23 protein-coding genes are annotated in these 21,980 nt (G+C 70.2%); 4 read left to right on the forward strand and 19 right to left on the reverse strand.

Annotated features, from left to right (window positions below; translation table 11 throughout):
• Window positions 1-37 precede the first annotated feature (37 nt).
• A complete protein-coding gene (locus tag HL652_RS10695) occupies window positions 38-1,783 on the reverse strand; it encodes an AtzH-like domain-containing protein (protein WP_253743189.1) in 1,746 nt (581 codons plus the stop codon).
• Window positions 1,776-2,888: an acetamidase/formamidase family protein gene (locus HL652_RS10700; protein WP_171705304.1), complete on the reverse strand. Its 1,113-nt coding sequence runs from the start codon at window positions 2,886-2,888 to the stop codon at window positions 1,776-1,778. The genes HL652_RS10695 and HL652_RS10700 overlap by 8 nt, the downstream gene beginning before the upstream one ends.
• Before the next feature lie 149 nt (window positions 2,889-3,037).
• Here HL652_RS10700 and HL652_RS10705 point away from each other — a divergent pair, with 149 nt between their 5' ends.
• Entirely contained in the window at window positions 3,038-3,730 is a 693-nt protein-coding gene (locus HL652_RS10705; RefSeq protein ID WP_253743191.1) for a YoaK family protein, read from the forward strand.
• A 90-nt stretch (window positions 3,731-3,820) separates the two neighbouring features.
• Here the strand turns inward: HL652_RS10705 and mutM are convergent, their stop codons facing one another.
• The 5 genes from mutM to HL652_RS10730 all read right to left on the reverse strand — a co-directional run bounded on the left by mutM (window position 3,821) and on the right by HL652_RS10730 (window position 7,323).
• The gene (mutM, locus tag HL652_RS10710; RefSeq protein WP_171705305.1) at window positions 3,821-4,774 is read right to left on the reverse strand and encodes a bifunctional DNA-formamidopyrimidine glycosylase/DNA-(apurinic or apyrimidinic site) lyase; all 954 of its coding nucleotides are present in this window, start codon (window positions 4,772-4,774) and stop codon (window positions 3,821-3,823) included.
• Between the two features lie 7 nt (window positions 4,775-4,781).
• The gene (gene rnc / locus HL652_RS10715; RefSeq protein WP_171705306.1) at window positions 4,782-5,486 is read right to left on the reverse strand and encodes a ribonuclease III; all 705 of its coding nucleotides are present in this window, start codon (window positions 5,484-5,486) and stop codon (window positions 4,782-4,784) included.
• 23 nt (window positions 5,487-5,509) lie between these two features.
• Window positions 5,510-5,713, reverse strand: coding sequence for a 50S ribosomal protein L32 (gene rpmF, locus HL652_RS10720; RefSeq protein WP_085019985.1), 204 nt, complete (start codon window positions 5,711-5,713; stop codon window positions 5,510-5,512).
• Between the two features lie 63 nt (window positions 5,714-5,776).
• A complete protein-coding gene (locus HL652_RS10725) occupies window positions 5,777-6,271 on the reverse strand; it encodes a YceD family protein (RefSeq protein ID WP_171707302.1) in 495 nt (164 codons plus the stop codon).
• A gap of 65 nt (window positions 6,272-6,336) precedes the next feature.
• Window positions 6,337-7,323: a LysR family transcriptional regulator gene (locus HL652_RS10730; RefSeq protein ID WP_171705307.1), complete on the reverse strand. Its 987-nt coding sequence runs from the start codon at window positions 7,321-7,323 to the stop codon at window positions 6,337-6,339.
• 143 nt (window positions 7,324-7,466) lie between these two features.
• Here HL652_RS10730 and HL652_RS10735 point away from each other — a divergent pair, with 143 nt between their 5' ends.
• Window positions 7,467-7,673, forward strand: coding sequence for a hypothetical protein (locus HL652_RS10735; protein WP_171705308.1), 207 nt, complete (start codon window positions 7,467-7,469; stop codon window positions 7,671-7,673).
• On the opposite strand, the gene HL652_RS10740 is transcribed toward HL652_RS10735, so the two are convergent.
• The 8 genes from HL652_RS10740 to HL652_RS10775 are packed head-to-tail and all read right to left on the reverse strand — an operon-like array spanning window position 7,631 to window position 16,034.
• A complete protein-coding gene (locus HL652_RS10740) occupies window positions 7,631-8,968 on the reverse strand; it encodes an aspartate aminotransferase family protein (protein ID WP_171705309.1) in 1,338 nt (445 codons plus the stop codon). The genes HL652_RS10735 and HL652_RS10740 overlap by 43 nt on opposite strands.
• Window positions 8,969-8,972: 4 nt before the next feature.
• Complete coding sequence (locus tag HL652_RS10745) at window positions 8,973-10,127, reverse strand: ABC transporter substrate-binding protein (RefSeq protein WP_171705310.1); 1,155 nt, start codon at window positions 10,125-10,127, stop codon at window positions 8,973-8,975.
• Between the two features lie 38 nt (window positions 10,128-10,165).
• Complete coding sequence (locus HL652_RS10750; protein ID WP_171705311.1) at window positions 10,166-10,939, reverse strand: ABC transporter permease; 774 nt, start codon at window positions 10,937-10,939, stop codon at window positions 10,166-10,168.
• Entirely contained in the window at window positions 10,936-11,820 is an 885-nt protein-coding gene (locus HL652_RS10755; RefSeq protein WP_171705312.1) for an ABC transporter ATP-binding protein, read from the reverse strand. Before HL652_RS10755 ends, HL652_RS10750 begins: the two co-directional genes overlap by 4 nt.
• Complete coding sequence (locus HL652_RS10760) at window positions 11,817-12,677, reverse strand: ABC transporter permease (protein WP_171705313.1); 861 nt, start codon at window positions 12,675-12,677, stop codon at window positions 11,817-11,819. Before HL652_RS10760 ends, HL652_RS10755 begins: the two co-directional genes overlap by 4 nt.
• Before the next feature lie 7 nt (window positions 12,678-12,684).
• Window positions 12,685-13,701 carry a TIGR03842 family LLM class F420-dependent oxidoreductase gene (locus tag HL652_RS10765; protein WP_171705314.1) on the reverse strand — a complete coding sequence of 339 codons (1,017 nt, stop codon included), beginning with the start codon at window positions 13,699-13,701 and terminating at the stop codon, window positions 12,685-12,687.
• 27 nt (window positions 13,702-13,728) lie between these two features.
• The gene (gene hydA, locus HL652_RS10770; RefSeq protein ID WP_171705315.1) at window positions 13,729-15,165 is read right to left on the reverse strand and encodes a dihydropyrimidinase; all 1,437 of its coding nucleotides are present in this window, start codon (window positions 15,163-15,165) and stop codon (window positions 13,729-13,731) included.
• 20 nt (window positions 15,166-15,185) lie between these two features.
• Entirely contained in the window at window positions 15,186-16,034 is an 849-nt protein-coding gene (locus HL652_RS10775; protein WP_171705316.1) for a nitrilase-related carbon-nitrogen hydrolase, read from the reverse strand.
• Between the two features lie 137 nt (window positions 16,035-16,171).
• On the opposite strand from HL652_RS10775, the gene HL652_RS10780 reads away from it, so the two are divergent.
• Entirely contained in the window at window positions 16,172-17,509 is a 1,338-nt protein-coding gene (locus HL652_RS10780; RefSeq protein WP_171705317.1) for an aminotransferase class I/II-fold pyridoxal phosphate-dependent enzyme, read from the forward strand.
• A gap of 117 nt (window positions 17,510-17,626) precedes the next feature.
• Here the strand turns inward: HL652_RS10780 and HL652_RS10785 are convergent, their stop codons facing one another.
• From HL652_RS10785 to HL652_RS10795, 3 genes are all read right to left on the reverse strand, one after another.
• Window positions 17,627-18,421, reverse strand: coding sequence for a MerR family transcriptional regulator (locus HL652_RS10785; protein ID WP_171705318.1), 795 nt, complete (start codon window positions 18,419-18,421; stop codon window positions 17,627-17,629).
• Window positions 18,418-18,915, reverse strand: a complete 498-nt coding sequence (locus HL652_RS10790) for a VOC family protein (protein WP_171705319.1) — start codon at window positions 18,913-18,915, stop codon at window positions 18,418-18,420. Before HL652_RS10790 ends, HL652_RS10785 begins: the two co-directional genes overlap by 4 nt.
• A 331-nt stretch (window positions 18,916-19,246) precedes the next feature.
• Complete coding sequence (locus HL652_RS10795; protein ID WP_171705320.1) at window positions 19,247-19,795, reverse strand: hypothetical protein; 549 nt, start codon at window positions 19,793-19,795, stop codon at window positions 19,247-19,249.
• Window positions 19,796-19,839: 44 nt separating this feature from the next.
• Between HL652_RS10795 and cofD the strand changes: the two genes are divergently transcribed.
• On the forward strand, window positions 19,840-20,841 hold the full coding sequence (gene cofD / locus HL652_RS10800) for a 2-phospho-L-lactate transferase (protein WP_216603876.1): 1,002 nt from the start codon (window positions 19,840-19,842) through the stop codon (window positions 20,839-20,841).
• A 136-nt stretch (window positions 20,842-20,977) separates the two neighbouring features.
• On the opposite strand, the gene HL652_RS10805 is transcribed toward cofD, so the two are convergent.
• Window positions 20,978-21,979 carry an antibiotic biosynthesis monooxygenase gene (locus HL652_RS10805; protein WP_171705321.1) on the reverse strand — a complete coding sequence of 334 codons (1,002 nt, stop codon included), beginning with the start codon at window positions 21,977-21,979 and terminating at the stop codon, window positions 20,978-20,980.
• Window position 21,980 lies beyond the last annotated feature (1 nt).

Below are 21,980 nucleotides of genomic sequence, written 5' to 3' on the forward strand. Positions count from 1 at the left end.
CAGTTTGCGCGACCAAAAGGTGGCGAAGCCTGCGGGCTCAGGGCGCGAGCTCGGCGGCGATGGAGGTGGCGAGGCCGATGAGGGGGAGGTCGGTGCCGCGGGGGCCGACGAGGCAGAGGCCGACGGGGGCGGTGCCGCCGGAGGCGGGCACGCGGAGGAGGGGGGCGGAGACGGCGGGGTAGCCGCCGGCGCCCGCCACCGAGGTCATGCGGAGGGTGGCGGCTCGCACCGACGCGATGACCTCGGCGGAGGCGTCGAGCGCGGGCGCCGACGACGACGCCGAGGGCAGCAGCAGCACACGCCCGGCGAGCACCTCGTCGAAGCGGCGGCGCGCGTCGGCGAGCAGAACGCGCGCGGCATCCTCCTGAGAAGCCGTCACGCGCGATCCCAGCTCGAAGCGCTCGGCGATGTCGGGGCCGAGGGCGCCGGGGTGCTCGGTGATCCAGGCGCCGTGCTGACGCCAGGCCTCGGCACCCTGCACCGCGCGGAACGCCGCGAACACCGCGTCGAGGTCGCCGAGGTCGACCTGGTCGACGAGCCCGAACACCAGCTCGTCGGTGACATGGTCGAACGCCGCCTGCACCTCGGGCGTGCACCCGGCGACGAGGTCGGCAGCCACGACGAACCGCGGCTCGAGCGTCGGGAGCGCACCCGGCTCCCCCAGCGTCGCCACCGCCGCCGCCCGCAGCACCTCCGGCGAGCGCGTCAGCCACCCCACCGTGTCGAAGCTCGGCGCGAGCGGCAGCAGCCCCCGCGTCGACACCGCACCGTGCGTCGTGCGGATGCCCCACAGCCCCTGATACGACGCCGGCACCCTGATCGACCCGCCCGTGTCGGTGCCGAGCCCGATCGTCACCTGCCCGAGGGCCACGGCCGACGCCGGTCCGCTCGACGATCCGCCGCCGATGGCTCCCGGCACGGCGGGGTTCGGCGAGGTGCCCGAGTGCACGTTGCGCCCGGCCACGCTGTAAGCGAACTCGTCGGTCTGGGCGATGCCCACCACCGACGCACCGGATGCGCGCAACGCCGCCACCGCATCCGCATCGTCGTTCTCGAACGGCGCCGTCGCGAGGTACTCGGGCACCCCGGCCCCGATGGCGAAGCCGCGCACCGCGAACAGGTCTTTCACCGCCACTGTCATGCCGTCAAGAGCACCTGACCCAGCTGCGGGCACGAGCGGCGCCCCCGCCACCCGCCACACCCGGCCGTCGACGGCGGGGGCGGCGGCGTGCACGTGCGCCGCCGAGATCACCCATCCGGAGTCGAGCCTCGTCCACAACTGCGTCTGCTGCCCCGAGCCGCCCTTCGCCGGAACGCTGATCGACACCACGAGCACGGTGAGCGGGTTCGACCCGGCGATCACCCGCAGGTGCACGTCGGTGAGACTCCGCGGGGGAACGCCCCCGCGGAGTCCTCGGAACGCGCTGATGCGGTCGTGGCCGACCAGCAGCGCCGACGCGTCACCCCGCAGCGTCGCGGGGCCGGGCGTGAAGTACCGGTCGAGCGCGTCGAGGTCGTTGGTCATGAGCGCCGCCTCGTACCCGCGGAAGGCCCGCAGCAGCTCGTCGAGTGTCGCCTCGTCGAGCGCTCCGTCGATCGAGGTCACCCCCTCGGGCGCGTCGTCGCCCGCCGCGAAGACGGGCTCCGGCCGAGCGGCGACACCGGCGGCGCCGTCGTCGAGGGGCTCTCCGTCGGGCCCCATGTGAAGGCCGGCCCTCCGCGCCTCCGCATCCGCGTCGTCGGCGAACTGCGCCTCGAAGTCGTCGACCCAGCCCTCAACCACGGCGCTTCACCCCCGCCGCGACGCCCGCGAAGTCGGCGACCCGCACCCGCGCGTGCACCCCCTTCACGATGTCGACCACCTGCGAGATGTCGAAGTCGGTGGCGGCGCTGAGGTAGGCGTAGGCGAGCGCGCGGTCCATGCCGTAGCGCGCCTCGAGCAGCGCGAGCGCTGCCCGCACGCAGTTCTGCACGGCGACGTCGAGGTCTTCGTCCATGCCCGTCGGCACCAGGAACTCGCTCGTCTCAGCCATCGGGCCGACGAGCTCACCGAACGAGGCGACGGCCTCCTCCTGCGGCACCAGGTCGAAGCGCACGGTCACGCGCAGCGACGCCTCCATCGCGGTGAGCGCGACCTCCCCGTCGCCCTGCGCGAAGTGCGGGTCGCCCACGTAGGCGAGCGCCCCCGGCACCTGCACCGGCAGGTAGAGCGACGAGCCCACCGTGAGCAGGTTGATGTCGATGTTGCCGCCGTGCGCCCCGGGCGGCACCGAGTGCGGCCTCACATCGCCCGCGACGGCGACGCCCATGATGCCGAGGAACGGCCGCAGCGGGAACCGCACGACGGGCTCTCCGCCCGGCACGAGCGGCAGCGCCCCCACCTGCAGCCCCTCGAGGGTGTGCTGCAGTTCGGCGAAGATGCTCACGTTCGCCTCGGCGGCCGGCAGCTCCCCCACCAGCGCACCCTTGCCGTGCCGGTTCGAGATGACGCCGTAGGGCACTCGGGGCGTCGTCTCGACGACGGTCATTTTGAGAAGGTCTCCCGGGCGGGCCCCACGGATGCCGATGGGCCCCGTGACCACATGCGGGCCGTCGGCGGGCGTGCGCGGGTAGTCGGATGCGGCCAGCGCGATCGCGTCGTCGAGCACGAACGAACGGTCGACGCCCTGCGCGGCGAAGAACGCCCGCGGGTCACGGCCCTGGTCTTCGAGGAGGCCCTCGTGGCTGATGGTGTCGATGGTGACCTCGGTGCCCGGGTCGATCTCGAGCACGGGCCGGTCGCCGGCGCAGGGCAGGCGGCCCCACAGCACGTGATCGCGGGTCGCGGCGAGGTATTCGGTGGCACGGATCTCTCCCGCGCCCGGCTGGAGGGCAGCTGTCATCGACATGTTCCCGAGGGTAACGCCCGTTTGCCCCGCGCACCGCCGCCGGGCTACCGTGTCAACGCCCCGTGGGCGCGGCCGGCCCGAATCTGTTACATGCCCGAAACGTGCACGCGCGAGGCTCTAGCTCCACCACCTCATCGACGGGACAGCTCGTGCTCACGAAACTCCGCGCCAGACGCGACAACCTCCACCTCGCGCTCATGCTCGCGCTCACCTTCTCGACCGGGGTGGTCGACGCGGTGGGCTACCTGGGTCTCGACAAGGTGTTCGCGGGCAACATGACGGGCAACGTCGTCATCCTGGGCATGGCGCTCGCCGGTGCCGACGACCTGCCCTGGGTCGGCCCGCTGCTCGCGCTCTTCGCCTTCATGTTCGGCGCCGTCATCGGGGGCCGGGTGCTGCGCCCGGTGAAGGCGGGCTGGACCACCCGCACCACCTGGCTCTTCCTCGTGGTGGGCATCGTGCTGACCGCGCTGGCGGTGACGCTCTTCATCACCCAGGGCAAGCCGCCGCAGCCGTGGGAGCTGCTCATCACCTTCTTCCTCGCCGCGGCGATGGGCCTCCAGGCCGCCACCGCGCGCCACATCGCGGTGAAAGACGTCACCACGGTGGTCGTCACCTCCACCATCACGGGTTTCGCCGCCGACTCGCGCCTCGCGGGCGGCAAGGGTCAGCCGTGGTTCCGCCGCGCGGCAGCCATCGTGCTCATCGCGGCCGGCGCCGGCGTCGGCGCCCTGCTGCTCCTCCTCGGCATCGGCTGGGGCGTGGCCGCGGCCGCACTCGTCACCCTCGTGGCGGCGTTGTTCGGGCACCTCGCCGCCCATGTGAAGTACCCCGTGGCGTAGGCCGGGGGCCCGGGCCGCTTTCTTGCGGACAAAGTCCGTCAAGACGCGCTTTCGGACGGACTTTGTCCGCAAGAAAGTGAATGGGCTGGCTCAGGCCGCCGCCGCCACCACCCGCGCCCGCCGCTGGCACCTCGGGCAGAAGTGCGAGCCGCGGTTCATGAACGACTCGCGCACGACGAGGGTGCCGCAGCGCGGGCACGGCTTGCCCTGGCGGCCGTAGACGTTGAGGCTGTGCGAGAAGTAGCCCGAGGCGCCGTTCACGTTCACGTACTGCGCGTCGAAGCTCGTGCCGCCCTCGGCGAGGGCCCGCTGCAGCACGAGCCGCACCTCGGCGAGCAGCTGCCGCGCCCTGGCCCGGGGCAGCCGGTCGGCCGGATGCTCGTAGTGCACCCGCGCCGCCCACAGCGACTCGTCGGCGTAGATGTTGCCGATGCCGCTCACGAGCGTCTGGTCGAGCAGCGCCCGCTTGATGCCGGTGCGCTTGCGCGCGAGCGCCGCGAGGAACGCGCGGTCGTCGAAGGCGGGGTCGAGCGGATCGCGGGCGATGTGCGCCACCTGCGACGGCACGGCGGCCAGCCAGTCGAGCGCCCCCTCGGAGTCGGGCGCGAGGGCGCCTGCCGCTCCCGCGAAACCGCCTGGGGCGTGGTCGGGTGTGGCGAGCATCCGGTCGACGGCCATCGACCCGAAGATGCGCTGGTCGACGAAGTTCACCCAGAACTCGCCGTGCACCGGATGCTCGATGCCGAGTCTGATGCGCAGCAGGCCGTCTTCTTCGACGCCCGGTGTGCGTAAGAGCACCTGCCCGCTCATGCCGAGGTGCGTGACGAGCGCCCTGCCCGAGGAGAGCGGGAACCAGAGGAACTTGCCCCGGCGAACGGCGGCGAGCATCCGTTCGCCCGAGAGGAGCGCCTCGAACTCGCCCTCGAGGGGGCTGTGACGCTTCAGCGAACGCCGGTCGAACACCTCGACGGCGGCGATGGCGGCTCCGGTGACGGCGGGCTCGAGGCCCGCCCTGACGACCTCGACCTCGGGCAGCTCAGGCATGGCAGGCTCAGCCGAGCTGCTGGAACGCCGCGGCGGCGGCGGCCATCTCGGCGTGCTTCTTGCTCGACCCGTTCCCGGTGGCCGACACGACGTGGCCCTTCCCCGCCGGGCGGAGCGTCACGGTCGCCAGGAAGCTCTTCTGGTGGTCGGGCCCCGACTCCTGCATCTCGTAGACGGGCGCCTGGTAGCCGCGCTGCGCTGCACGCTCCTGCAGGGAGGTCTTCGGGTCCATCGAGATGCCGAAGCGGCTCGGGTCGTCGGCGAGGGGCATGACGAGCCGGAGCACCAGAGCGGTGGCGACGTCCGGGCCCTGGTCGAGATAGGTGGCGCCGATGATCGCCTCGACGGTGTCGGCGAGGATGGACGCCTTGTCGCGGCCGCCGGTGAGCTCTTCGCCGCGACCCAGCTTGAGGTAGCCCCCGAGCCCGACGGTGCGGGCGATCTCGGCGAGCGCGACCGTGCTCACCAGCGCGGCACGCCGCTTGGCGAGCTCGCCCTCGTCGAGGCCCGTGTAGGTGGTGTAGAGCATCACCGTGACGGCCTGGCCGAGGATGGAGTCGCCGAGGAACTCGAGCCGCTCGTTGGTGGGCACGTTGCCGTGCTCGTACGCGTAGGAGCGATGGGTGAGCGCCAGGTCGAGCAGCTCGGGCGAGAGCTCGACCTGCAGGGTCGCCAAAAGGTGCGACCGGTCTCCCTCGGTGTCCGAAGACATGGGCCGCACCTTTCGAACCGGCTTTAGACGTCGGCGACCTTACGGCCCTTGTACTCCAGGAAGAGCGGGGTGCCGGCGGAGTCTTCGACGACCTTCGCGCGGTGGGGAAGGCTGTAGGTGGTCTTGCCGTTCTCGACGGTCTTGACGAGGGTGGGGACCTCGGCCTTCCACTGCGAGCGACGCGCGTGGGTGTTGGAACGTGACTTCTTCCGCTTCGGAACAGCCATGACTATCTCTCTTCTCTTCTGTCGTGCTGCGCGCGGCGCAACACGGCGGTTTCGACACCCGGGCTAGCTGCCGTCGGTGTCCGTGTCTTCGGAAGCCCCCGACTTCTCAGGATCAGCCAGGCCTGCCAGCGCCGACCATCTCGGATCGATCGGCTGGGCAACAGGGGCTGCCGGATGATCGGCCAGTCTCTCCCCCGTCACGGGGTCGAGGCCCGGGCAATCCGGCGTGCACACCGGCTGGAACGGCAGTGACAGCACCACCGAGTCCCTGATCAGAGGTTCGAGATCGACATGGTCGTCGTGAACCTCGTGATCGAAAGCTTCGTCAGAAGAATACGCGAAAAGCTCCTGGAATTCGACTTCGACAGGCTGACGGATCTCCCGGAGGCACCGACCGCACTCGCCGTCGGCCTCCGCCTCGACCTCGGCGGTCACCAGGATGCCCTCGTGCACCGACTCGAGCCGCAGCTCGACGTGCAGTTCTTCGCCGGGCTTCACGGCGATGAGGCCCTCGCCGAGCTTCTCGGTGACGGGGATGTCGAAGGAGTGCTCGCGCATCTCCCCCGGCTTGTGGAGGAGGTCGCGCACGTTGACCGTGTAAGGGGTCTTCTTGAATGTGCTCACTACGAGATTCTACCGTCGCCCGCGGGGGTGGGCGTCGCTGCCGGGTCGACGTCGCACGGCGGGTTGCGGTGGGCGTTCGCCGCGACCACAGCAGCCGCCTCGTCGCGCAGGGCGTCGACGACGGTGCGCACCGCGAGCCGCTCGGCCCGGTCTGGGCGCATGAGCGCGAAGATGTGCCGCTCGGCGACCACGCCGCGCAGGTTCCGCAGCACGATCTCGCTGCGGTAGGCGCCTCCCGCCGTGTAGCAGGGCAGGATGGCGATGCCGAGCCCCGCGGCCACGAAGGCCTCGGTCACGCGCGTGTCTCCGAAGCGCTGCACGACGTTCATCGGGGCGCCGGCCGCCGCCGAGATCTCGTGGATGGTGCGCTCGAACGGGTACCCCCACGGCACCCCGATCCAGCGCTCGCCGATGAGGTCTTCGGGGTTGAGGAGGTCTTTCGACGCGAGCCGGTGCCCGGGCGGCAGCGCGATGTCGAGCGGCTCGGTCATGAGCTTCACCATCACCACCTCGCGGCTCGCCCAGTTCGTGGCGGCGGGGGTCGGCGTGTGCGCGAGCACGATGTCGAAGTCGGCGGTGAGGGCCGGGAAGTCGTCGCTCTCGGGGTCGCGGTCGGAGCAGTGCAGCGTGAGCCCGCCCACGGCGTCGAGCCGGCTCACCACCCCGGGCAGCAGCATCTGGCCACCGGTGGGGAACGACGCGAGCGACACCTCGCCCGTGGGGTCGTTGCGGAACTCGTCCCAGAGCGCGTTCGCGTGCTCGATGGCGACGGCCACGTCGGTGGCGCTCCTCGCCAGCGCCCGTCCGGCGTCGGTGAGCACGATGCCGCGCCCCGACTTCTCGGTGAGCGGAAGACCCGCCTCGCGCTCGAGCACCCGCAGCTGCTGCGACACCGCCGACGGGGTGCGGTGCGTCGCCTTGGCGACCTCGGTGATGCTCCCCCGCTCGGCGAGTTCGCGCAGCAGCTCGAGCCGTCTCACGTCCATGAAGCGATGCTACACCGCCACCCAAGAACTCTGCGATTGATCTACAGAACGGATGCTGCCACCGTGAGCCTTACCGACCAGCACCACCGCACCGCCGGCCCACCCCCGCCGGAACGCCCTCGACCGTCATGAAAGGAACCCCGATGATCACCGTACTCGTCCTCCTCGGCGCACTCGCCGCATCCGGAATTGCCGCCACCGTCGTCGCGGTGGCCCGTGACGGCCACCACAGGGTCACGACTCGGGGCACCGGACGGGCCGAGGGCTGGGCGCACGCCGCGTGGGCGGGCACCCAGCCCCTCCCCGACTACGGAGCGGGCGACGCGAGCGAGGCGAAGGCCTCGTCGTAGATCGCCAGCGCCCGATCGACCTCGGCATCGGTGACGATGCAGGGCGGCACGACGTGCAGGCGGTTGTCGGCGAAGAACGGCAGCAGCCCGCGCTCGAGCAGCGCCGCCTTGAGCGCCCCGACGACGGATGCGGGAGCCGGCTCGCGGGTCTCCCGATCGGTCACCAGGTCGAGCGCCCAGAACACGCCGAGCCCGCGCACCTCGCCGATCAGCTCGTACTTCTCGGCGAGCGCCGCGAGCCCGGGTGCGAGCTTGTCGCGCCCGATGCGCTCGGCGTTCGCGACGATGCCCTCCGACTCCATGGCGTCGATCGTGCCGACGATCGCCGCCATGGCGAGCGGGTGCCCCGAGTAGGTGAGGCCGCCGGGGAACACGGCGTCGTCGAACTGCTCGGCGATGGCCGGCGAGATGATGACCCCGCCGGCGGGCACATAGCCCGAGTTCACTCCCTTCGCGAAGGTGATGAGATCGGGCTGCACCACGACACCGTCTTCGGCGAGCGACTGGAAGGCGAACCAACCGCCGGTGCGGCCGAACCCGGCCATCACCTCGTCGAAGATGAGCACGATACCGTACTCGTCGGCGAGCTCGCGCACGCCGGCGAGGTAGCCGGGCGGGGGCACGATGACGCCCGCGGTTCCGGGGATGGTCTCCAGCAGGATGGCGGCGATCGACGCGGGCCCCTCCGCCTGGATGACCCGGCGCAGGTGGTGCAGCGCGCGCTCGCTCTCCTGTTCGGGGCTCTCCGACCAGAACTCCGAGCGGTAGGAGAACGGCCCGAAGAAGTGCACGTGCCCGCGGGAGTACTCGTTCGGCACCCGCCGCCAGTCACCCGTCGCCACGACCGCCGCACCCGTGTTGCCGTGGTAGGAGCGGTAGGTCGAGAGCACCTTGTCGCGGCCGGTGTGCAGCCGCGCCATGCGGATGGCGTTCTCGTTCGCGTCGGCTCCACCGTTGGTGAAGAACACCTTCGAGAAGGAGCTTCCCGCCTTCTCGAGGATCTTCTGCGCAGCCTTGCCCCGAGTGAGGTTCGCGTGAGCGGGCGCCACCGTCGTGAGCACGTCGGCCTGCTCCTTGATCGCGGCGACGACCGCCGGATGCTGGTGCCCGATGTTGGTGTTCACGAGCTGCGAGGAGAAGTCGAGGTACTCGTTTCCCTCGAAGTCCCACACGGTCGAGCCGAGACCTCCCGCGATCACCATCGGGTTCAGCGCACCCTGCGCCGACCACGAATGGAACACGTGCGCCCGATCCAGCTCCCGGGTGAGCTGCTGGTCGTTGGAGTCCGTGGACATGGTGCTAGTTCCCGCCTTCCTTCAGCTCCACCGTGATCGGCTCGAAGTCGGCTCCCATGACGTCGACCCCCTCGTCCTTCAGCTCCGCGAGCGCCTTCTCGACGTACTCGTTGCTGTAGGCGGTCGCCGGCGGCTCGGAGGTGATGACCGTGGCTCCGGTCTCGTTCGGGGTGTCCATCGCGATCTTCACGGTCTGGTCCCACTGGTCCTGGTTGATCGTGCCGACGCCCGAGGTGCTCGGCCAGATCAGCTTGTTGACCTCGTTGGTCATCCAGAGCTGGTGGCTCTCACCGAGCTGCGAGCCGGAGTCGGTGACGATCGCCGCGGCCTCGGCCGCGTTGTCGCGGGCGTAGGCCCAGCCCTTGATGGACGCCTTGATGAACTTCACCGCCGTGTCGGCGTAGTCGGCGTCGTCGGCGAGACGGTCGCTGTCGGCCCAGATGGCGTCTTGCAGCATCGCCGTGCCCTCGGTGTTCCAGTCGATGACGTTGAGCTCGTCGGGCTGGTAGAGCTCGCCGGTGGCCGGGTTCACGGTCTCGAGAACCTGGGCGTACTCGTTGTAGGTCATCGCCTGGGCGGCCTGGATGTCGCCGGCGAGGAAGCCGCTCATGTCGAAGGCCTGCTGCACCAGGGAGATGTCGCCGAGGGCGACCCCCGCCTTGTCCATGCCGGCGAACAGCTCCCACTCGTTGCCGTACCCCCAGCTGCCGACGGTCTTACCCTTGAGGTCGGCCGCGGTGGTGATGTCCTCGTCCTTGAACGAGATCTGGGTGGTGCCGGAGCGCTCGAAGATCTGGGCGATGTCGGTGACCGCGGCGCCCTGCTCGATCGAACCGAGCACCTTCGGCACCCACGAGATGGCGAAGTCGGCGTCTCCGCCCGTGAGCACGTCGATCGGAACGATGTCGGCGGCACCCTCGAGGATGGTGACGTCGAGGCCCTCGTCTTCGTAGTAGCCCTGCTCGAGCGCGGCGTAGTAGCCGGCGAACTGGGCCTGCGAGTACCACTGCAGCTGCAGCGAGACGGGGGTGAGCTCGCCGGCGTCGCCGTCGGCGGCGCCGGTCGACGTGCCCGAGCCGCCGCTCGAGCAGCCCGCGAGTGCGAGGGCGGTGACGGCGAGGGCGCCGACCCCTGAGATGAGACGGGTGCTGTGTTTCATGTGCTCCTCCTTGTGTGCTGCGTCGGGTGGTGCGTGGTCTAGGTGGTGGGGCTGTAGTGCCGGGTGGCGAACTTCTCGACCGCGAGGGTGACGCAGTAGAAGACGAGCCCCACGAGAATGGCGCCGAGCACGTAGGCCCAGGCCAGGTTGTAGTTCGACGAGGCGGCCGCCGAGGTGATCGACTTGCCGAGACCGCCCACCGGCCCGCCGAAGTACTCGGCGATGAGGGCCGAGATCACGGCGAGGCTCGAGGCGATGCGGAGCCCCGTGAAGATGAACGGCAGCGCGCCGGGGACGGTCACCGTGCGGGTCATCTGCCACGAGGAGGCGGCGTACACCCGCATGAGGTCGCGGTGCACGGGCCGCACCTGGCGGAGGCCGCGCAGCGTGTTGATGTAGACGGGGATGAACACGGCGATGGCCGCCACCAGCTGCCGGGCCGTCTCCGCACCAGCGCCGAACATGTTGTAGAGCACGGGGGCCAGCGCGACGATGGGCACCACCGCGACCGCCGAGACGATCGCGGCGCTCAGCTCGTCGACTGCCCGCACGAGCGCGGCCAGCACGGCGAACAGGATGCCCGCCACGCCCCCCACGATGAGCCCGACGAGGGCGTTGCCTCCCGTGACGAAGGCGCCCTGGGCCACCGTGGCGATGTTCTCGCCGAACTCCGCGCCGATGGCGACGGGGCCCGGCACGATGAACGGCTTGATGTCGAAGGCGACGACGATGAGCTGCCACAGCGTCAGCGCGACGATGCCGAGCACCACCGGTGCCAGCACCGTGCGGAACGGCTGCGCGTCGGCCCTCATCGGTTCTCAACCCCCTTGATGCCCACCGGGGTCTCCCCGTGCAGCAGCTCGCGCACCTTGCTCACGTTCTCGAAGAAGCCCTCGTTCTCGCGCAGCTCGTCGCCGCGCTCCCCCGCCGAGCCGAGCGACACGGTGAGGATGTCACGGATGCGGCCCGGTCGCGGCGACATCACCACGACGCGGTTCGACAAGAAGACCGCCTCGGGGATGGAGTGCGTGACGAACACCACCGCGGCGCCGGTCTCACCGCAGATGCGCACGAGCTCCGTCTGCATCCGTTCGCGCGTCATCTCGTCGAGGGCACCGAAGGGCTCGTCCATGAGCAGCAGCCGCGGGCTCTCGGCGAGCGCCCTGGCGATCGCCACGCGCTGCTGCATGCCACCGGAGAGCTGGTCGGGGTAGCTCTCGGCGAAGTCGGAGAGGCCGACCAGCGACAGGAGCTCCGCCGAACGGGACTTGCGGGCCGCCGAGGAGACCCCGTGCAGCTCGAGCGGCAGCTCGATGTTGCCGGTGACGGTGCGCCAGGGCAGCAGACCCGCCTGCTGGAAGGCGATGCCGTACTCCTGATCGATGCGCGCCTGCCGTGCCGTCTTGCCGAACACCTCGACGGTACCGGTCGACGGGGTGTCGAGGTCGGCGATCAGGCGCAGCAGGGTCGACTTGCCACAGCCCGAGGGGCCGATGAGCGAGACGAACTCGCCGGGCGCGACGGTGAGGTCGACGTTCTGCAGGGCGGTGACGCTCGGCTTCGACTTCTTCTTCGGCACGAACACCTTGTCGACGCCGACGACCTTCACGGCGGGAACGGATGCGGCCGCGGGAACGGCGGCGGCAGGCGCAGGCGCGGCTGCGGGAACGGATGCGGGGGTGGCGTCGCTCATGCGGGCACTTCTCCTCGACGGTAGCGGCGGAGCAGCACTCCGAGCAGGGCGATGAAACCGGCGGCCACGAGGCCCACGGCGATGGCGCCGAAGATCGGCGCCCAGGTCTTGGCGGGGTCGCCCGAGGCCTGTTGGGCGAACTCGATGATCATGCGTCCGATACCACCACGCAGGCCGATCGAGACCTCGGCGACGACGGTGCCGATCACGGCGTTCGCGGCGGCCAAGCGGAGAGCCGGCAGGAGGTACGGCACGCTCGCCGGGAAGCGCAGCGTGACGAGGGTGCGCCACCATCCGATGCCGTAGCTGCGGAACAGCTCGACGTGGATGCGGTCGGGCGAGTTGAGCCCGCGGAGCGCACCGATCGACACCGGGAAGAACGCGAGGTAGCTCGCGATCACCGCCACCGACATCCAGTTCTCCCAGGTGAAGTCGCCGAACTGCAGCTGGGCGCCCCACCGTCGCACCAAGGGCGCGATGGCGATGAGCGGCACGGTCTGGCTGAGGATGATCCACGGCAGCACCGCCGACTCCGCGGTGCGGAACCGCTGCATGAGCACGGCGAGCAGCAGGCCGACGACCACGCCGACGATCCAGCCGACCGCGGCGACCCCGAGGGTGAACACGGCGGCCTGACCGACCGCGAGCCAGACCGGCAGGGCGTTGCGGCCGTTGCCACTCGTCTCGAACAGCCTCGCCACCATGTCCCAGACGTGGGGCATGGCGAGATCGGTGGTGCGGGGAAGGATCGTGAGGTCGCCGACCATCACGCCGGTGGCCGGGCCGAGCGCCTTGTACAGCTCCCAGACGACGACGAGCAGGAGGATGCCGCCCGCGCCGAGAAGGACCTTACACATCCGGCCCTCAGGCCTTCGCGGTGATGTGGTCGCGGAGCGCGGGCATCACGGTCTCGCCGTACACGCGGAGGGTCTCCTCCTTGTTGTCGTGCTGCAGGTACCCGGCGAACTGGGTGCAGCCGATCTCGCGGAACTGCTCGAGCTTCTCGATGTGGTCCTTCGCGGTGCCGAGCACGCAGAACCGGTCGACGATCTCGTCGGGCACGAAGGCGGCGTGCGTGTTGCCGGCCTGACCGTGCTGGTTGTAGTCGTAGCCTTCGCGGCCTGCGATGTAGTCGGTGAGGGCCTGCGGCACCGCACCATCCGTGCCGTACTTCGCGACGATGTCGGCGACGTGGTTGCCCACCATGCCGCCGAACCAGCGGCACTGGTCGCGCATGTGCTCCCAGTCGTCGCCGATGTACATGGGTGCCGCGATGCAGAACTTGATGGCCATCGGGTCGCGGCCCGCGTTCGAGGCCGCCGTGCGCACGGTCTCGATCATCCACTTCGCGATGTCGACGTCGCCGCACTGCAGGATGAAGCCGTCGCCGACCTCGCCCGTGAGCTTGAGCGCGAGCGGGCCGTAGGCGGCCACCCACATCTCGAGCTCGGAGCCGTGGCTCCACGGGAACTGCAGCGTCGCACCCTTGTACTCGACGGCACGGCTCGACGCCAGCTCACGGATGACGTGGATCGACTCGCGCAGCGCCTTGAGCGTCGTGGGCGCCCCGTTGGTGACGCGCACCGCCGAGTCGCCGCGGCCGATGCCGCACACCGTGCGGTTGCCGTACATCTCGTTGAGAGTGGCGTAGACGGATGCGGTGACGGTCCAGTCGCGGGTCGCCGGGTTGGTGACCATCGGGCCGACCTTGATCTTGTGCGTCTCGGCCAGGATCTGGCTGTAGATGACGTAGGGCTCCTGCCAGAGCAGGTGCGAGTCGAAGGTCCAGAAGTAGTCGAAGCCGTACTGCTCGGAGAGCTTCGCCAGGCCGACGGTGCGGGCGGCGGGAGGGTTGGTCTGAACGACCGCGCCGAAATCCATGGTGGTTCCTGTCTGTGGGAGTTCGGGTCAGATGAGGTATTGGCTGAGGCCGCGCTTGAAGTACGCGCCGTCGCCCTTGCGTCCGAGGTAGCTGTTGTCGTCGACGATCTTGCGGCCGCGGGAGAACACGGTGTCGACGTGGCCGTCGATCTCGAACCCCTCCCAGGCGGAGTAGTCCATGTTCATGTGGTGGGTCTTCTCCAGGCCGATGGATGTGTGGCCGTTCGGGTCGTAGATCACGACGTCGGCGTCGGCCCCGGGCTGGATGACGCCCTTCTTGCCGTAGATGCCGAACATCCGTGCCGGGGTGGTGCTCGTGAGCTCGACCCAGCGCGGCAGTGAGATCTCCCCCATCACGACGCCCTGGTAGATGAGGTCCATGCGGTGCTCGACCGAGCCGATGCCGTTCGGGATCTTGGCGAAGTTGCCGAGCCCCATGTCCTTCTGGCCCTTCATGCAGAACGGGCAGTGGTCGGTCGAGATGACCTGCAGGTCGTTGGTGCGGAGCCCCTGCCACATGTGGTGCTGGTGACCCTCGTGCTTCGAGCGCAGCGGGGTGGAGCACACCCACTTCGCACCCTCGAAGTCGCCCCACTTCTCGCTCGAGGCGCCGAGCTGGTCTTCGAGCGAGAGGTAGAGGTACTGCGGGCAGGTCTCGGCGAACACGTTCTGGCCGTTGTCGCGGGCCGCGGCGATCTGCTCGACCGCCTGCTTCGCGCTCACGTGCACGATGTACAGGGGCGCCCCGGTGAGGTTGGCGAGCATGATGGCGCGGTGCGTGGCCTCCTCCTCGGCCTGCCAGGGGCGCGAGACGCCGTGGTAGTAGGGCGAGGTCTCGCCGCGCTTGAGGTGCTGCTGCACGAGCAGATCGATGACCGAGCCGTTCTCGGCGTGCATCATGATGAGCGATCCGTTGTCGGAGGCGCGCTGCATCGCCTTCACGATCTGGCCGTCGTCGCTGAGGAACACGCCCTTGTAGGCCATGAAGAGCTTGAAGCTCGTGACGCCCTCGTTGATCAGCTCGTCCATGGCGGTGAGTGACGAGTCCTGCACGTCGGAGAGGATCTGGTGGAAGCCGTAGTCGACCGCGCACTGGCCGGCCGCCTTCTCGTGCCAGAGGTGGTACTGGTCGAGGATGTTCTCGCCCGCGTACTGCACGACGAAGTCGATGATCGACGTGGTGCCGCCGTGCGCGGCAGCCCGGGTGCCGGTCTCGAAGGTGTCGCTGGCCTCGGTGCCGCCGAAGGGCATCTGCATGTGCGTGTGCGCGTCGATGCCGCCGGGGATGACGTACTTGCCGGTGGCGTCGACCACCTCGTCGACGTTGTTCTTCACGTCGAAGCCGAGCAGCGTCGAGCCGGGTGCGAGAACCGCGGCGATGGTGTCGCCGTCGAGCAGAACGTCGGCCTGGGCGGTGCCCGTCGCGTTCACGACGGTGCCACCGGTGATGAGGGTCTTGGTCATGATCAGCTCCGTTGCTGGGGTCAGGGTTTCGGGATGCTCGTGTACGACTCCGGGCGGCGATCGCGGTAGAACTGCCAATCGTCTCGTACCGCCCGGATCATGTCGAGGTCGAGGTCGCGGATGACCACCTCCTCGGCATCGCCGGAGGCGTAGCCGCCCACGATGTTGCCCTGCGGGTCGGCGAACTGGCTCGTGCCGTAGAAGGTGACGGCGAGGTCGCCGTACTCGTTGTCCTCACGGCCCACCCGGTTGGGGGCGGCGACGAAGTAGCCGTTGGCCGCGGCCGCCGCGGGCTGCTCGAGCTCCCAGAGGCGGTTCGACAGTCCCGGCTTCGTGGCGTTGGGGTTGAACACTATTTCGGCGCCGTTCAAGCCGAGTTCGCGCCAGCCCTCGGGGAAGTGGCGGTCATAGCAGATGTAGACGCCGATGCGGCCCACGGCCGTGTCGAACACCGGGTAGCCCATGTTGCCGGGGCGGAAGTAGAACTTCTCCCAGAAGCGGTCGACGTGCGGGATGTGGTGCTTGCGGTACTTTCCGAGGATGGTGCCGTCGGCATCCACCACGACCGCCGTGTTGTAGTAGATGCCCGGCTGGTCCTCCTCGTAGATGGGGAGCACCATCACGAGGTTCAGCTCCTTCGCCAGGGCCGCGAAGCGCTGCACGATGGGGCCGTCGGCGGCCTCGGCGTAGGCGTAGTACTTCTTGTCCTGCGTGATGCCGAAGTAGGGGCCGTAGAACAGCTCCTGGAAGCAGATGACCTGGGCGCCGTCGGCAGCCGCGTCACGGGCGAACTGCTCGTGCTTGGCGATCATCGATTCCTTGTCGCCTGTCCAGCTGGCCTGGGTGATCGCCGCGCGTACCGTTGTCATCGAGCATCCTTCCGGTCTTTTGTTATTATTCGGCTTGAACATTTCTCGTGTGTTTCACCATGTGACGCAGGCGTAAATATGTCAAGAGTTGTCAAGCAGTCGTCCATGCGCTAACGGATCCACGGAATCGGGGCCGGATGCTCGTCCAGATCGTCGACGCAGTCGAACACCGCACGCCCGACGGCATCGCCGCCGCCATCTCGCGTCTCATCCGCTCGGGTGCACTCGCCGCCGGGGAGCGCCTGCCCACCGTGCGGGTCGTGGCGAGCGAGCTCGGGGTGAGCCCTGCGACCGTCAGCAACGCCTGGCAGGCCCTCGCCGGCGTGGGTCTCATCACCTCGCGCGGCCGGGCCGGCAGCTTCGTGCTGCAGGCCTCGACGGCTTGGATGCCGCCGCACTTCGGCGAGCTCGCCGGGTCGCACGTGGAGGCCAGGCTCGACCTCTCCACCGGCACCCCCGACCCCGAGCTGCTGCCCGACCTCAGCGCGGCCTTCCGCTCCCTGCCCACCAGGGCCGACACGGCGAGCTACCTGAGCTCACCCGTGCTGCCGGAGTTGGAACGCCACCTGCGCGCATCCTGGCCCTACCCGGTTCCCGCCCTCACCATCGTCGACGGGGCGCTCGACGCCGTGTCGCGGGCGCTCGAGAGCATCGTGCGGTTCGGCGACCGGGTCGTGGTGGAGAACCCGGGCTTCCCGCCGTTCCTCGACCTGCTCGAGCACTTCGGGGTGGAGCGGGTGCCCGTCGACATCGACGCGGAAGGCATGCGACCCGACCGTCTCGCGGCGGCGCTGGCGTCGCATCCGGTCGCGATCATCCTGCAGCCGCGTGCCCACAACCCCACCGGCATCTCCATGACCGAGGGGCGCATGCGCGAGATCGCGCGGGTGCTGCGCAGTCACTCGCACCTCGGCGACCCGGTCGTGATCGAAGACGACCACTCCGGGGAGATTTCCAGCGCACCGGCGTTCAGCGTCGGCAACTGGCTGCCCCAGCGCACGCTGCACGTGCGGAGCTTCGCGAAATCGCACGGGCCCGACCTCCGCATCGCGGCGCTCGGCGCGCCCGACCAGCTGCTCGACCGCATCGTGGCACGACGGATGCTCGGGCCGGGGTGGACGTCACGGATGCTGCAGACCATCCTCTACGAACTGCTCACCGCGAGCCCGTCGCTCACCACGGTGCACGACGCGCGACGCATCTACCAGGCGAGGCAGCGGCGGCTCTCGGAGGCGCTGGTACGGCACGGCATCGAGCACTCCCCCTCCGACGGCATCAACACCTGGGTGCCTGTGGCCGACGAGAAGGCGGCGACGGTGGCGTTGGCGGCCGGGGGCATCAGGGTGGCGGCGGGGTCGACGTTCTCGTCGTCGTTCGCGCCCGAGCCCGAGCAGCACGTGCGAGTGACGGCCGGGAACGTGCGCGACGACTTCGACCGCATCGCGGGGCTGCTGGCGGGGGCGGCGCGGGCCTGAGGCCCTGCGCGGCCGCCGGGGTCACTCGCACTCGGCGGTATCGGGTCATTCCCGCGCGGCGCCGCCGGGTCACTCCCACTCGGCGGTATCGGGTCACTCCCACTCGCCGGCGCCGGGTCACTCCCACTCGGCGGTGTCGGGGTCGATGCCGTGGGAACGCGCGCTCGCGTCGATGCTGCGGCGAAGCCACGACGCGAGGCCCGGGCGCAGCGCGTCGTAGTGCGCGGCGAAGGAGGCGTCGGCCTCATACATGCGGCCGAGCACCACCTGCATGCTGCGCGAGATCGGGAAGTACGCGGAGAACGCCGCCCGGTGCCGCTCGACCAGCTCATCAGCCTCCGGGCTGCCGGGCTCGACGCCCGCCGCCAGGGCGTCGGCGAGGGCGCGCTCGGCAGCCGCGGTCGTCGCCGCGACCGCCTTCCAGTCGTCGGGGGTGCGCGCGGCGGAGCGCTCGGCGTACTGCTGCCACTGCGGGGAGTCGCCCCAGCGCTCGCGGGCCTCGGCGGGCCAGCCCGGGTTCCAGGCCGGCCCGAACGCCGCGGCCTGCTCCTCCTCGCTCAGCAGGAGTCCGCGCTCGTGCGCCGCGATCATCGTGTCGAGGTCGCCGCTCAGCGAGCTCAGGCGCTCGATGCGCTCGGCAAGGTGCTCCTGCTGGGCGCGCAGGGCACTCACGACGTCGGTCGCGGGGTCGTCGAGCACGGAGCGCACCTCGTCGAGGCCGAGCCCGAGCTCGCGGTAGACGACGATGCGGCGGAGCCGCTCCACGTCGGCGTCGGTGTAGAGCCGGTACCCGGCCGCCGAGCGGGCCGACGGTTCGGCGAGGCCGATCTCGTCCCAGTGGTGCAGGGTGCGCACCGTGAGGCCGAGCAGCGCCGCGGCACGGCCCACCGTGAGTTCGCCCTCGGCGGTCACGGCACGATCCCCATCGCGGCGAGGTTCTGGGCGGCTTCGCTCGCCGGGTCGTAGGGTTTCGCCGCGGTGAAGACCACGCGGGTGTTCTCGGGCGTGATCACGTCGACGTCCCTCGTGTTCCAGGGAGTGTCGTGCGGCTCACCCACCCGGCCCGTGCCGACCTCACGGCACCGCTCCACCATCGCGTCGAGTTCGCTCAGAACGCACGCGAAGCTCACGCTCATCGTCGGCGCCGTGGCATCGGTCTCTCCCGGCACCAGCAGCACGTCTTGGAACGCCCACCGCCGCAGATGCACCAGCCGCTCCGGCACCCCGAACAGCTCGAAGAACCCCAGCCCCCGCGTCCAGAACTCGACCGACGCCTTCAGATCCCCCGTCCGCACCGTCACGAACGCCGGCATCCCGTAGATCCCCCGAAACGGCTCCGGCGCCACCGCATCCACCCTCGGCACCGGCACCGGACTCACCTCGAACGCATCGAAATACTCACTCATGCCCCCACCCTCCCCCCTCCCGCTACGTGAGGGTCAATCCCCCTCATCGGCCACCTGAAAGCGACAACGTCTCGCTTCTGGGCGCGGCAGTCCTACCATCGCGACGTCGAAGATGAATCCACGCGAGACCTCGCCACCCGCATCCGCAGACTCCTCGCCCCGATCGGGGGTGCCGACGATCTCGCAGACGCGGTACAGCGCGACCGCGCTGCCACACCCGCCATCGGCGCCGACGCACCGAACGTCTTTCGGCGATCGTCAGGAGAGGCGGGTGGTCACGTGGGTGACGAGGTAGACGGCGGGGCGGAGAGCTAGGCGGGGCGGGGGCGGGTCAGCAGTGGGGGTCGGTGACGCGGATGCGGAGGGTGAGGTCGGTGCGGTCGTTGTCGACGAGTTCGAAGCGGGCGCCGGAGGGGTCGAGGGTGCTGATGCCGGTCCAGCCGCCGTCGAGCTGGCGTTCGCCGTCGACGGGGGCGAAGCCCTTCGCCTCCAGCGCGGGGCCGAGCACGGCGAGCAGCTCGTCCCAGCCGCCAGCCGCCTGCACGAGCGAGGGGCGGGCCTCGGCGGGTCCGACCACCACCACGCACCCTTCCCCACTCGTCGACTCGATGCGCGGGCCGCGGTCGTCGTCGCGCGTGATCGCCACCGACGGGAACGCCTCGGTGAGCGACCCGGTGATCGCCGCCGCCACACCGCCATAGGTCTCGAGCGCCTGGCTCGACGCCATGGTCGGCTCGGGCAGCTCCGTCGTGCCGGTGCACCCCGCCAGCAGCGCCGCCGCGGCCGCCGCCAGCACGATCGCCGCACCGCGACGCGCCCGGTGCCGGACCTCGGGCCGGGCCCGGCTCCCGCCCCGCTCCACCGCCTTCATACCGCTCACGGTTCAAGCCTAACGACGCCCGGCGCGCATCCGGATGCTGTTGAATGAATGCCGTGAAGGTGACGGTTCTCGCGGGCGGTGTCGGGGGTGCGAAGTTCCTCAAAGGGCTGCGCACCGAGCTGCGGAGGCGCTACCCGAACGGTGACGGCGGGTCGACCGCCGAGATCACCGCGGTCGTGAACACGGGCGACGACATGTGGCTGACGGGGCTGCGGGTGTGCCCCGACCTCGACTCGATCATGTACGCCCTGGGCGGCGGCAACGACGAGGTGCGCGGCTGGGGCCGCGCCGACGAGACCGAGCGGGTGGCCGCCGAGCTCACCGCCTACGGCATCGGCTGGCCCTGGTTCACGCTCGGCGACCTCGACCTCGGCACGCACATCGCACGGTCGAGCTTCCTCCGCGACGGACTCACCCTCACCGAGGCCACCGCCCGCCTCTGCGAGCGCTGGAACCCCGGCGTGAGGCTGCTGCCGATGAGCGATCAGCCGGTCGAGACGCACGTCGACATCCTGGTCGACGGCAAGCGGCGCATCGTGCACTTCGAGGAGTGGTGGGTGAAGTACCGGGCGACGGTGCCGGCGCAGCGCTTCATCCAGGTGGGGGTCGACCAGGCGAAGCCGACGCCGCAGGTGCTGCGGGCGATCGAGCACGCCGACGTGGTGCTCGTCGCCCCGTCGAACCCGGTGGTGTCGATCGGCACGATTCTGGGGGTGCCCGGGATGCGCGAGGCACTCCGCGGGGCACGCGCACCCATCGTGGGTGTGTCGCCCATCATCTCGGGGGCCGCCGTGCGCGGCATGGCCGACGCGTGCCTCACGGCGATCGGCGTCGAGACCACCGCGGCCGCCGTGGCGAAGCACTACGGTGCGCGCAGCCGGGGAGGACTCCTCGACGGCTGGCTCGTCGATACGAGCGACGCGACGGTCGTGCCCGTGCTCGAGGGGTCGGGCATCCGGGCGCGCGCGGTACCACTGTGGCTGACGGATGCCGACACCAGCGCCGCGCTCGCGGGGGACGCGCTCGACGCAGCTCGCGCACGCTGAGGCGCGGGGCCGGAGCGGAGCCGGCCAGCGCAGCCGCCCCGCGCATCCGCTCAGCGCAGCCGCCCCGCGCATCCGTTCACCGCAGCCGCCCCCGCGCAGCCAGCCCCGCGCATCCGCTCGGCAATCGGGGCGGGGCTCAGCCCCCGCCGCCCGTGTACGCCACGGGCCCCAGCGAGATCAGCCACGCGTACACCGCCATCGACACCGCGTACAGCGCCACGATGATGGCGTAGCCGTAGAAGTGCACCCGCGGCGTGCGGTCGCGCTTGATCCACCAGCCGAACAGCTTGAACGCCCACGGCACGAGTAGCCAGCCGAGCAGCTGCGTCGACACCAGGTTGCCGATGAACAGGGCGAGCCAGAACGGCATGCCGTTGCCGATGAGCAGCGGGTCGGCGATGAAGTAGCCCCAGAGGAAGACGATGGGGTACAGCATCAGCAGCACGACGAGGTTGCTCTTGAACACCGGGTCGGGAAGCGAGGTGCGGCTTCCCGTCCAGAACCCGAAGCCGTAGCTCGCCTTGGTCAGCGTGAGCTGCTCGTTGTAGGCCTTGCCCTCCTCGAGCAGCTCCTTGCGCTCGGGCGAGTCGATCCAGGCGTTCAGGTGCGCCTCGGTGTCGAAGCTCAGCACCACCACCCAGTCGTCCTGCACCCCGGGAACCGGGCGTTCGATCTTGTGGCCGAGGAACCCGTCGAAACGCGACTCCGCCGCCGAGATCTGCCGCTGCCAGTCGAGGAACGCCCCCTCCTCGTCGACCGGCACCCGGCTGGAGATGAGCACGGAGGCGGCCTCCGACGGATGCTTCGCCTCCTCCGTGAAGAGGTGGATGTCGTCGTTGCCGATGAAGCGGTCTTTGATCTCGCCCATCAGCTGCGCGCGCTCGGCGCTCTGCAACCAGCCGCGGGCCGACTCGACGTCGCGGAAGCGCTGCACGATGATCCAGTCGACCTGCAGCGGCGGCTTCGGCGCGATGACCTGCCGGTCGAGGAAGCCGGGCCAGTGCGCGATGCGCTCGCCCACCTTCTTCTGCCAGGCCTCGTAGGCGGCGTAGCTCTCCTCCGCCAGCCGACGGCGCACGACCAGCGAGACCGCCGCGCCGGCCACGGCGGCGGGGGTGCTGGCGGCCGTCTCGGTCATG

Origin of the sequence: Herbiconiux sp. SALV-R1, assembly GCF_013113715.1 — a bacterium.
GTDB lineage: Bacteria > Actinomycetota > Actinomycetes > Actinomycetales > Microbacteriaceae > Herbiconiux.

What these genes read in the sequence shown, in the direction of transcription:
- HL652_RS10730 (WP_171705307.1), bottom strand. Translation starts at nt 7,323, where the DNA reads ATGGACGTGAGACGGCTCGAGCTGCTGCGCGAACTCGCCGAGCGGGGG.
- HL652_RS10750 (WP_171705311.1), bottom strand. Translation starts at nt 10,939, where the DNA reads ATGAGGGCCGACGCGCAGCCGTTCCGCACGGTGCTGGCACCGGTGGTG.
- HL652_RS10740 (WP_171705309.1), bottom strand. Translation starts at nt 8,968, where the DNA reads ATGTCCACGGACTCCAACGACCAGCAGCTCACCCGGGAGCTGGATCGG.
- HL652_RS10805 (WP_171705321.1), bottom strand. Translation starts at nt 21,979, where the DNA reads ATGACCGAGACGGCCGCCAGCACCCCCGCCGCCGTGGCCGGCGCGGCG.
- HL652_RS10765 (WP_171705314.1), bottom strand. Translation starts at nt 13,701, where the DNA reads ATGGATTTCGGCGCGGTCGTTCAGACCAACCCTCCCGCCGCCCGCACC.
- rpmF (WP_085019985.1), bottom strand. Translation starts at nt 5,713, where the DNA reads ATGGCTGTTCCGAAGCGGAAGAAGTCACGTTCCAACACCCACGCGCGT.
- hydA (WP_171705315.1), bottom strand. Translation starts at nt 15,165, where the DNA reads ATGACCAAGACCCTCATCACCGGTGGCACCGTCGTGAACGCGACGGGC.
- HL652_RS10755 (WP_171705312.1), bottom strand. Translation starts at nt 11,820, where the DNA reads ATGAGCGACGCCACCCCCGCATCCGTTCCCGCAGCCGCGCCTGCGCCT.
- HL652_RS10775 (WP_171705316.1), bottom strand. Translation starts at nt 16,034, where the DNA reads ATGACAACGGTACGCGCGGCGATCACCCAGGCCAGCTGGACAGGCGAC.
- HL652_RS10760 (WP_171705313.1), bottom strand. Translation starts at nt 12,677, where the DNA reads ATGTGTAAGGTCCTTCTCGGCGCGGGCGGCATCCTCCTGCTCGTCGTC.
- HL652_RS10745 (WP_171705310.1), bottom strand. Translation starts at nt 10,127, where the DNA reads ATGAAACACAGCACCCGTCTCATCTCAGGGGTCGGCGCCCTCGCCGTC.
- rnc (WP_171705306.1), bottom strand. Translation starts at nt 5,486, where the DNA reads ATGTCTTCGGACACCGAGGGAGACCGGTCGCACCTTTTGGCGACCCTG.
- HL652_RS10700 (WP_171705304.1), bottom strand. Translation starts at nt 2,888, where the DNA reads ATGTCGATGACAGCTGCCCTCCAGCCGGGCGCGGGAGAGATCCGTGCC.
- HL652_RS10725 (WP_171707302.1), bottom strand. Translation starts at nt 6,271, where the DNA reads ATGCGCGAGCACTCCTTCGACATCCCCGTCACCGAGAAGCTCGGCGAG.
- HL652_RS10735 (WP_171705308.1), top strand. Translation starts at nt 7,467, where the DNA reads ATGATCACCGTACTCGTCCTCCTCGGCGCACTCGCCGCATCCGGAATT.
- mutM (WP_171705305.1), bottom strand. Translation starts at nt 4,774, where the DNA reads ATGCCTGAGCTGCCCGAGGTCGAGGTCGTCAGGGCGGGCCTCGAGCCC.
- HL652_RS10790 (WP_171705319.1), bottom strand. Translation starts at nt 18,915, where the DNA reads ATGAGTGAGTATTTCGATGCGTTCGAGGTGAGTCCGGTGCCGGTGCCG.
- cofD (WP_216603876.1), top strand. Translation starts at nt 19,840, where the DNA reads ATGAATGCCGTGAAGGTGACGGTTCTCGCGGGCGGTGTCGGGGGTGCG.
- HL652_RS10780 (WP_171705317.1), top strand. Translation starts at nt 16,172, where the DNA reads ATGCTCGTCCAGATCGTCGACGCAGTCGAACACCGCACGCCCGACGGC.